The sequence below is a fragment of the Thalassobacter sp. genome, from assembly GCF_982993085.1.
The window spans coordinates 1-8,784 of record NZ_CEZFMW010000134.1; the positions used below are offsets into that span (position 1 = coordinate 1).

9 protein-coding genes are annotated in these 8,784 nt (G+C 59.7%); 5 read left to right on the forward strand and 4 right to left on the reverse strand.

All coding sequences use genetic code 11. The features are described from left to right. The first annotated feature begins 171 nt into the window (after nucleotides 1-171). Together carA and AC4GMC_RS15870 are read left to right on the forward strand one after the other, a co-directional pair. A complete protein-coding gene (gene carA, locus AC4GMC_RS15865; protein ID WP_487878987.1) occupies nucleotides 172-1,320 on the forward strand; it encodes a glutamine-hydrolyzing carbamoyl-phosphate synthase small subunit in 1,149 nt (382 codons plus the stop codon). A 98-nt stretch (nucleotides 1,321-1,418) separates the two neighbouring features. Further along, nucleotides 1,419-3,479: a glycosyltransferase gene (locus AC4GMC_RS15870; RefSeq protein ID WP_487878232.1), complete on the forward strand. Its 2,061-nt coding sequence runs from the start codon at nucleotides 1,419-1,421 to the stop codon at nucleotides 3,477-3,479. 15 nt (nucleotides 3,480-3,494) lie between these two features. On the opposite strand, the gene AC4GMC_RS15875 is transcribed toward AC4GMC_RS15870, so the two are convergent. After that, entirely contained in the window at nucleotides 3,495-4,274 is a 780-nt protein-coding gene (locus AC4GMC_RS15875) for a GntR family transcriptional regulator (protein ID WP_487878233.1), read from the reverse strand. On the opposite strand from AC4GMC_RS15875, the gene AC4GMC_RS15880 reads away from it, so the two are divergent. Both AC4GMC_RS15880 and AC4GMC_RS15885 read left to right on the forward strand, forming a co-directional pair. Beyond that, nucleotides 4,273-4,935 (forward strand): pyrimidine 5'-nucleotidase, encoded by a 663-nt coding sequence (locus AC4GMC_RS15880; RefSeq protein WP_487878234.1) that lies wholly within the window; start codon nucleotides 4,273-4,275, stop codon nucleotides 4,933-4,935. The genes AC4GMC_RS15875 and AC4GMC_RS15880 overlap by 2 nt on opposite strands. A 64-nt stretch (nucleotides 4,936-4,999) precedes the next feature. Then, nucleotides 5,000-6,190 carry a UbiH/UbiF family hydroxylase gene (locus tag AC4GMC_RS15885; protein WP_487878986.1) on the forward strand — a complete coding sequence of 397 codons (1,191 nt, stop codon included), beginning with the start codon at nucleotides 5,000-5,002 and terminating at the stop codon, nucleotides 6,188-6,190. 6 nt (nucleotides 6,191-6,196) lie between these two features. On the opposite strand, the gene AC4GMC_RS15890 is transcribed toward AC4GMC_RS15885, so the two are convergent. The 3 genes from AC4GMC_RS15890 to AC4GMC_RS15900 form a co-directional block, all read right to left on the reverse strand. Continuing rightward, a complete protein-coding gene (locus AC4GMC_RS15890) occupies nucleotides 6,197-7,336 on the reverse strand; it encodes an aminotransferase class V-fold PLP-dependent enzyme (protein WP_487878545.1) in 1,140 nt (379 codons plus the stop codon). A 150-nt stretch (nucleotides 7,337-7,486) separates the two neighbouring features. Then, nucleotides 7,487-7,939 (reverse strand): Lrp/AsnC family transcriptional regulator, encoded by a 453-nt coding sequence (locus tag AC4GMC_RS15895; protein WP_058123416.1) that lies wholly within the window; start codon nucleotides 7,937-7,939, stop codon nucleotides 7,487-7,489. Next, nucleotides 7,936-8,391, reverse strand: coding sequence for an Lrp/AsnC family transcriptional regulator (locus AC4GMC_RS15900; protein ID WP_038003750.1), 456 nt, complete (start codon nucleotides 8,389-8,391; stop codon nucleotides 7,936-7,938). The genes AC4GMC_RS15895 and AC4GMC_RS15900 overlap by 4 nt, the downstream gene beginning before the upstream one ends. Nucleotides 8,392-8,525: 134 nt before the next feature. Between AC4GMC_RS15900 and AC4GMC_RS15905 the strand changes: the two genes are divergently transcribed. Next, nucleotides 8,526-8,784: NAD(P)-binding domain-containing protein (locus tag AC4GMC_RS15905; RefSeq protein ID WP_487878544.1), on the forward strand; the 259-nt coding region annotated here is incomplete at its 3' end.

Genomic DNA, 8,784 nt, shown 5'->3' on the forward strand with positions numbered 1-8,784 from the left:
TGTTCCTTGCTCACACCCGAGAAAGGGCGTCACATATATCAGCCCCCCGCGACAAACAACCCAAGCGCGTCTGAACCCTCCGATCAAGGCCCTTTGACGCTTGACCCCTCTGCCCCACGCGCCTAAACCGTGGCCAATTTGCCGAACCCCATCAGCCGCTAGGAGACCATCATGTCAGACCCCCGCCCCACAGCCTGTCTGGCCCTTGCGGATGGCACCGTGTTCTACGGACACGGGTTTGGTGCCACGGGCCTGTCCGTCGCCGAATTGTGCTTTAACACCGCAATGACCGGATATCAGGAAATCATGACCGACCCGTCCTATGCGGGCCAAGTCGTGACCTTCACCTTCCCCCACGTGGGCAACACAGGCACTACGCCCGAAGACGACGAAACCGGACAGTCCGCTGCCGCAGGCATGGTCGTTAAATGGGACCCCACCGCACCGTCCAACTGGCGCAACGCGCAGGATTTGGGCGCGTGGCTCGCCGCGCAGGGCCGCATTGGGATGGGCGGCGTTGATACCCGCCGCTTGACCCGCGCGATCCGTCAACAAGGTGCGCCGCACGTGGCACTGGCCCACGACCCTGAGGGCAATTTTGACATCGAAGCCTTGGTCAAAGCCGCTCGGGCATTCAAGGGCCTAGAGGGCCTCGATCTGGCCAAGGAAGTCACCTGCGCCCAAAGCTACACATGGGACGAAAGCCGTTGGGCTTGGCCCGAAGGTTACCCCAAGCGTGAAGGCCCGGCCCCCAAGGTTGTGGCCATCGACTACGGCGCAAAACGCAACATTCTGCGCTGTTTGGCGTGGGCAGGCTGTGATGTGACCGTGCTGCCCGCATCGGCAACCGCTGCGGACATCAAAAGCCACTCCCCCGCGGGTGTGTTCCTGTCCAATGGCCCCGGCGATCCTGCAGCCACTGGCGCATATGCTGTGCCTATGATCCGCGAGATCCTCGACACCACTGATCTGCCGATCTTTGGCATCTGTCTGGGTCACCAGATGTTGGCACTGGCATTGGGCGCCAAGACCATCAAGATGAACCACGGCCACCACGGTGCGAACCACCCGGTCAAAGACCTCGAAAGCGGCAAGGTAGAGATCACTTCGATGAACCACGGGTTCACGGTCGACAGCCAGACGCTGCCTGAGGGCGTGATTGAAACCCACGTGTCGCTGTTCGACGGATCGAACTGTGGAATCAGGATGGCAGACCGCCCGGTGTATTCGGTGCAATACCACCCAGAGGCAAGCCCGGGCCCCATGGACTCGATGTATTTGTTTGAACGTTTCAGGAACGCGTTAAAAATGCCTGCCTAATTGGTTAACATACTGAGTTAATGCGTTAATTTAACCTTCGCATTAACTTTCTGTTTACCAATAGCGTCTTTCAAGGACCTGATTGTAAAGGGTCCTTGATGTCCACCCAGTTTCTAAAACTTGTCCAAGCGACACGCGTGCCCGCACTGCTGGGCCCCAAAAAGCGCGCGGCCTCCACCTCGGGTCACGCCTCGCCTCTTGGTGCATATCTGCTTGATGCACGCGCGATTTCGCCCGGTAATCTGGCCAAGGCGTTGGCATTACAACTGCGCGAGGATGCCCGATTGGGCGACATCCTAATTGCCAATGGCTGGGTGACCGAGCGCGATTTGATGATGGCCCTGTCATCGCAGTATGGCATCGGGTTTGCGGACACTGCCCTGCCCCCACATGATTTGGATATGATCCGGTCGCTCCCATGGGAGCTGTGCCTGAAACACACCGTGGTGCCCTGGTCGCAGACCGGTGGAATGCTGATCCTCGCCACATCGAATCCCGATAAAATCCCTCAGATCCGCGCGGCATTGCCCCCCGGTTTGGGCAACGTTCTCTTCACCCTTGCCCCAGAGGTTGAGGTGCTAAAGGCCATCGCCCTTGGCCACGGCAAAGCCCTTGCCCGCCGGGCCGAGGCCAAAGTGTCAGAAGGCATGTCATGCCGCAATTGGGCGACCAGCTTGTCGAGCCTAGTGGTACCGACGGTGTGTGTCGTCCTGATCTTTAGCCTGCTGTTTCACACAATGATGACGTTAGCGGTTCTGTCACTGCTGGCCTGCGCCCTTTTGATCAGCAACGTGATCTTTAAGGGCACGGCGCTGTGGTTTCACCTGACCGAGGACAAAAGCGAATTTCATTCTCACCGAGATCACGGATCACAAACCAAGCGGCCAATCATTTCGCTGTTTGTACCGCTGTTCAAAGAGCCAACGATCGCGGGACCATTGGTCCAACGCATGGCACGGCTCGATTACCCGCGGGAATTGCTCGACATCTGCCTGATCGTTGAGGAACACGATATTGAGACACGCATGGCACTGGCACGTGCGGCGATCCCGTCGTGGTTTCGCGTCATCGTGGTGCCCGATGGCACACCCCGCACCAAGCCGCGTGCGATGAACTATGCACTCAACTTTGCGCGGGGCTCTATCGTCGGGGTTTATGACGCCGAGGACGCCCCCGAGGCCCGGCAATTGCACGCAGTGGCCAACCGTTTTGCGATCGCCCCAGAAAAGGTCGTCTGCTTGCAAGGCCGTCTGGATTATTACAACCCCCGGAAAAACTGGGTTTCACGCTGTTTTACCATCGAATACGCCACATGGTTTCGCCTGTTTCTGCCCGCGATCAAACGCATGGGCTTGGCCGTGCCTCTGGGCGGGACCACGTTGTTTTTCCGCAGGGATGTGTTGCGAGAATTGGGCGGCTGGGACGCGCACAACGTGACCGAGGACGCCGATCTGGGCATTCGCCTTGCGCGGTTGGGCTATGAAACCGAGATGATCGACATCACCACCCATGAAGAGGCCAACGCGGCGACTTGGCCTTGGATCAAGCAACGGTCGCGCTGGAACAAGGGCTATTTCATGACTTGGGTGGTTCATAATCGCCAGCCGATCCAATTGCTTCGCGACCTTGGCCTGCGCAAGTGGCTTGGGTTTCACATGATGTTTTTGGGGATGATCCTGAACGCCGCGTTGGCCCCATTGTTATGGAGCACGGTTGTTGTCGCCTTTGGGGTGCATCATCCGATCATGACCCTTTTGCCGACATGGGCCGTGTGGCCGATGGCGGTGGTTTTCACACTGGCCACAGTCCTGACAATCACGCTGGCGTTGGTGGCCTGCCGCTCCAGTCACCTCAGGTTTTTGCGGCCATGGGTGCCTCTGACGCTGCCCTATTTTCAGCTCACAACGCTTTCGACCTACAAGGCGCTGTTTGAAACCGTGCGCAAGCCATTCTACTGGGACAAAACCGAGCACGGCGCATTCGGTGGGGCCGAACACAATGTCCAAACACCTGAGGCTGCGGGGATTGAGCGTAAACCAGTGATCTTTGGCACACCGATCAAGGACACGGCCCCCAATATCAAACCCCTACCCGATCAGCTGCTGAAAGTGCCCGTGATCAAGGTTGGTTCAGATGGCACGATCCGGCGTATTTCGTGACCTGCGCGCGCGGGGCTACATCCGCCCGCCGGACGCCATGATCCGCTCGGATTCTTCCTTGAGACGGACCTCAAACGCCACACTCAGATGAGCGCGGAGTTCTTCTGCCGCGCGCTCGCCGTCGCCATCGGCAATGGCCTGCACGACGCGGCTATGCTCGGCCAACGCCAACTCTCCCCGACCCTCTGCGGCCAGCGAGGTCGTGGCCATCAACGCCATCGACCGGTGGACCAGGTCCAACTGTTGCACCAGATACCGGTTGTGGCTGGCCAAATGAATTTGTGTATGGAACCGACGATTGGCCCGGCTCAGCGCCTTGGGATCATCGATCAGCGCGCGGTCATCTTCGACCATATCAAAGAGAACCTTAATCTCTTCGGGGGCGGCGTGTTTCGCCGCCAGCTTGGCAGCCAACGCCTCCAACTCGGTGCGCACGATATAGAGTTCAGCAATCTGGTCGTGATCCAACGACGCCACGATCAAGGACCGCCCATCACGCGTCAGCAACGATTGGGTTTCAAGCCGTTGCAATGCCTCGCGAATGGGGGTTCGCGACACGCCAAACCGTTCGGCAAGTTCGCTCTCGACCAAGCGATCGCCGGGGCGATACGTGCCCACATCAATCGCCTCTAGGATCAGCCCATAGGCGTCTTTTTGCGATGTTTTTTCCACGTGAACCCCGTCTGCCTTAATCGTATACCATGATATGCAGACTGCCCGCGCGGGATCAAGCGCAGAACCAAGCCCAAAGGACGGGTTGCCCCCCGGATCGTAGCGCGTAGGGTGCGGCCCCATGACCATATCCACTACCCTGCCGCTGCCTTTTGAACATATCACCACGTGGGTGTTCGACTTGGACAACACGCTTTATCCCAGCCACGTGCGCCTGTTCGACCAGATCGAGGTGCGGATGCGGGATTATGTGGCCCACACGTTGGGCGTTGATCTGGCCGAGGCGGACCGCCTACGCGCTCACTACTGGCGGACCCACGGCACGACGCTTGCGGGCTTAATGCGCGAACACGCAATCGACCCGGACCCGTTTCTGGATCATGTGCATGACATTGATTTCTCGGTCCTGCCCCGCGATGCCACGCTGGCGGAACGGATCGCGCGCCTGCCCGGGCGGCGTATCGTTTATACCAATGGCACTGCCCCCTATGCCGCCCGCGTCCTAGAGGCACGCGGCCTGAGCCATCTGTTCGATGCCCTTTATGGAGTGGAACACGCGGGCTATCAGCCCAAACCCGACGCCGCCGCCTTTGACACCGTGTTCACCAAGGACCGCCTCACGCCGCGCAGCGCGGCGATGTTTGAAGATGAGCCGCGCAACCTACAGGTCCCGCACGAACTGGGCATGGCAACGGTGCTGGTCGCCGAAACCCGCCCCCGCGGCGAGCACATTCACCATCACACGCGTGATCTAAGCGACTTTCTGGCGCAGATTGTCGATTGAGGTCGCCTGAGCACTGGCCGTACCAGCCGCCGCGGCCTAACTGTGCCGGAGGGAGGCAGCATCCATGCATGAAACCACCGATATTCTGATCTCGGGCGGCGGTGTGGCCGGTTTGACCGCAGCTGCTGCCTTTGGCGCCTGCGGGCACCGGGTCACGCTTGTTGATCCCACCCCCCCGATCACCGACGGCGACGCTGTTGGCGCGGATCTGCGCAGCACCGCGTTCCTGCAACCTGCCCGCGCCTTGCTACAAGAGGCCGGCCTATGGGATCGGCTTGCCCCCTTTGCCAGCGCGCTGCACACGATGCGGATCGTCGATGCTTCAAACCCCGCACGCGAACCTGTCGTGCGGAATTTTGAGAGCAGCGATCTGGGCGACGCGCCCTTTGGCTGGAACCTGCCCAATTGGCTGTTACGCCGCGAAATGGTGGCACAGCTGGCCGAACTGCCCAATGTCGATTTCCGCCCAGGCACCGCCACAGCCCGCGTCCAGACCCGCACACATGAGGCCCGCGTAACCCTGTTGGACGGCACCCGGATCACGACCCCGTTCGTCATCGCCGCCGATGGGCGTAACAGCCCCGTGCGCGAACAGGCGGGCATTTCCGTGCGCACCACACGCTATGGACAAAAGGCGCTCGCGTTTGCGGTCACGCATCCGATGCCCCATGACAACGTCTCGACCGAGGTGCACCGATCGGGCGGGCCTTTCACGCTAGTGCCCCTGCCTGACCGTGATGGGCAGCCACGCTCTGCGATTGTGTGGATGGATGATGGCCCCGAAAGCCTGCGCCGGATGAACCTTGCACCAGACGCATTTGAGGCCGAGTTGAACGATCGCTCCGCTGGTGTGATGGGGCGGCTCAAGCTGGCATCGCGACTGACGATCTGGCCGATCATCAGCCAAATCGCCGAACGTTTCGACGCAGAACGCACCGCTTTGATGGCAGAGGCCGCACATGTCGTGCCCCCCATTGGCGCGCAGGGGCTGAACATGAGCCTTGCTGATATTCGCGCCCTGCTCGACCTAAGCACCACCCACGATATGGGCAGTGCTGCAATGCTAGAGGGATATCACCGCGCGCGGTACAAGGATGTGGCAACGCGGGTGGCAGGAATTACGACCCTGAACCGCACCTCGCAGGCCGGTCAACCGATGGTGCAAGCATTGCGCGCGCGCGGTATGCAGATGTTGCATGACGTCACGCCAGTGCGCCGGGCCATGATGGAACTTGGCCTCGGCGCGCGGGGGTAAATCCCCTCAGGCGTTAGCCGGAATAACCGCATCCAACGAGCGGGTCAGTCGCGCCAACGTCGCCTCTACATCGTATAGCTTGTCGAGACCGAACAGGCCGATGCGGAAGGTGGCAAAGCCCTCTGGCTCATCACATTCTAGCGGAACGCCCGCAGCAATTTGGGTCCCTTGTGCAAGGAAGGCGCGGCCCGATTGGACCTCGGGGTTGTCCGTGTAGCTAACAACAACGCCCGGCGCGCCAAAACCCTCGGCCGCGACGGATTTGACCCCGCGTGCCGCCAGAATAGCGCGCACACCGTCGCCCAAAGCCCACTGCTGATCCTTGAGTTTCTCAAAACCGTAATCGCGGGTTTCGATCATCGTGTCGCGGAACACCCGCAGCGCATCGGTGGGCATCGTGGCGTGATAGGCATGGCCGCCGTTCTCATATGTCTCCATGATTTGGAGCCACTTTTTGAGATCAATCGCAAAGCTGTTAGACTGTGTAGCCATCACGACCTCGCGGGCGCGGTCGGACATCATCACGAGACCTGCACAGGGCGACGCGGACCAGCCTTTTTGCGGCGCCGAAATCAGGACATCCACGCCCGTGGCCTTCATGTCGACCCATGCGCATCCGCTGGCGATACAATCAAGCACCATCAAGCCGCCGACGGCATGGGCTGCCTGTGCCAGCTGTGTGATGTAGTCATCAGGCAGGATCACACCGGCAGATGTCTCCACGTGAGGGGCGAAAACCACTTGGGGTTTTTCTTCGTGAATTTTCGCCACGACCTCTTCGATCGGTGCGGGGGCAAAGGGTGCTGTGACCGTGTTGCCCTGTTGACGCGCCTTGATCACGGTGCAGGATTTCGTGAAATGCCCCGTCTCAAAAATCTGGCTCCAACGGTATGAGAACCACCCGTTGCGCACAACCATTGCGTGGGCGTCTGTGCCGAGTTGGCGGGCAACAGCCTCCATCCCGAAGGTGCCACCACCGGGGATCAACGCGACATGGTCGGCGTTGTAGACATCTTTAAGCATCCCCGAGATGTCAGTCATGACACCCTGAAACGCGGTCGACATCGAATTGAGAGAGCGGTCCGTAAACACGACCGAGAATTCTTCGAGACCGTTGGGGTCTACTGTGTCCAGCAAGGCAGCCATGAAAGTTCCTCCATTTTTTTCACCGATACGCCCGCAGGTCGCCCCGCGCAAAGTCTATTTGGGTATACAATCGCATTTCTGGCGGGAATTGCGCCGCTGCGGTTTCCGATCCGCTACGGGGCGTGCAGATTGTGGCGGACCGCAGCTTGCTTAGATCGGGCCTGGCCGGCGCTCTTCGCTCAGCAGCACATTCGCCTCGACGTTGCCCACGCCGGGCAATGTCATGATCCGCCGGCGCAACACGCGTTCAAAATCGCTTAGGTCACGGGCCACGACGCGCAACCGGTAATCATAAAGGCCAAGGACGTGTTGCACCGTCTGCACCTCAGGGATGGACATGCAGGCGCGCTCAAAATCCTCAAGGCTGACACGGCCCTTGGTGGCAAGCTTGACCCCCAAGAAAACCGTCACACCAAAGCCCAATTTTTCGACATCCAAATCAACGCGGCGCCCCGCGATCACCCCTGCCTCGCGCAGTCGTTGCAGCCGCCGCCAAACCGCAGGCTGGCTTAACCCAACGGCGCGCCCGACCGCCCCCGCACCCAGCGTGGCATCCTGCTGAACAACGCGCAAAATCGCCATATCCGTTTCATCCCAGCTCATATCGGCAACGTTTCGGAGGTTTTGAGAGTCGCGACATGCATCAGCGCCTCAATGTCTGCGATGTGCGGTAACGTCAGGATACTATCGCGGTAAAGCCGTTGATAATCGGCCATGTCGCGTGCAATCACGGACAGGCGCACGTCGACCCGACCAAGAAATGTTTGGATCGCGATCACTTCGGGGATGTTGCGGGCCGCGGCCTGAAACTCGTCAAACGCACGGGCTTGGGTCTTTTCGAGGGTAAAGCGCAGAGACACCTCAACCGCATACCCAAGGGCGGCCCAATCGATCACCGCGTGACTGCCTCGCAGCACGCCTTGGGCGCGCAACCGGTCCAAGCGGCGCGCGGCGGTGGTGGGTTGCAGGCCCGCACGCTCCGCGATGTCCGATACCGGAGCTTCGGGATCGGATTGCAAATAACGCAGAAGGCGACGGTCAGCATCATCAAGCATGAAACCCGCATATTTCATTTATTGTAAGAATAAAAGCCACGTATATGGAGTGTATTTCGGGGTATTTACCCTCGAATTCTATGTAAGCATGCCTATGCTGCCCCCAATCGAAACACTTACCGCAAGGGACTGACATGCGCGTATATTACGATCGCGATTGCGATGTGAACCTGATCAAAGACCTCAAAGTTGCTATCCTCGGCTACGGCTCGCAGGGCCACGCCCACGCGCTGAACCTGCGCGATAGCGGCGCGAAGAACGTTGTTGTTGCTTTGCGCGAAGGTTCGCCCTCGATCGCAAAAGCCGAAGGCGAAGGCCTGAAAACAATGGGTATCGCAGAAGCCGCTGCTTGGTGTGATGTCATCATGCTGACCATGCCCGATGAGCTTCAGG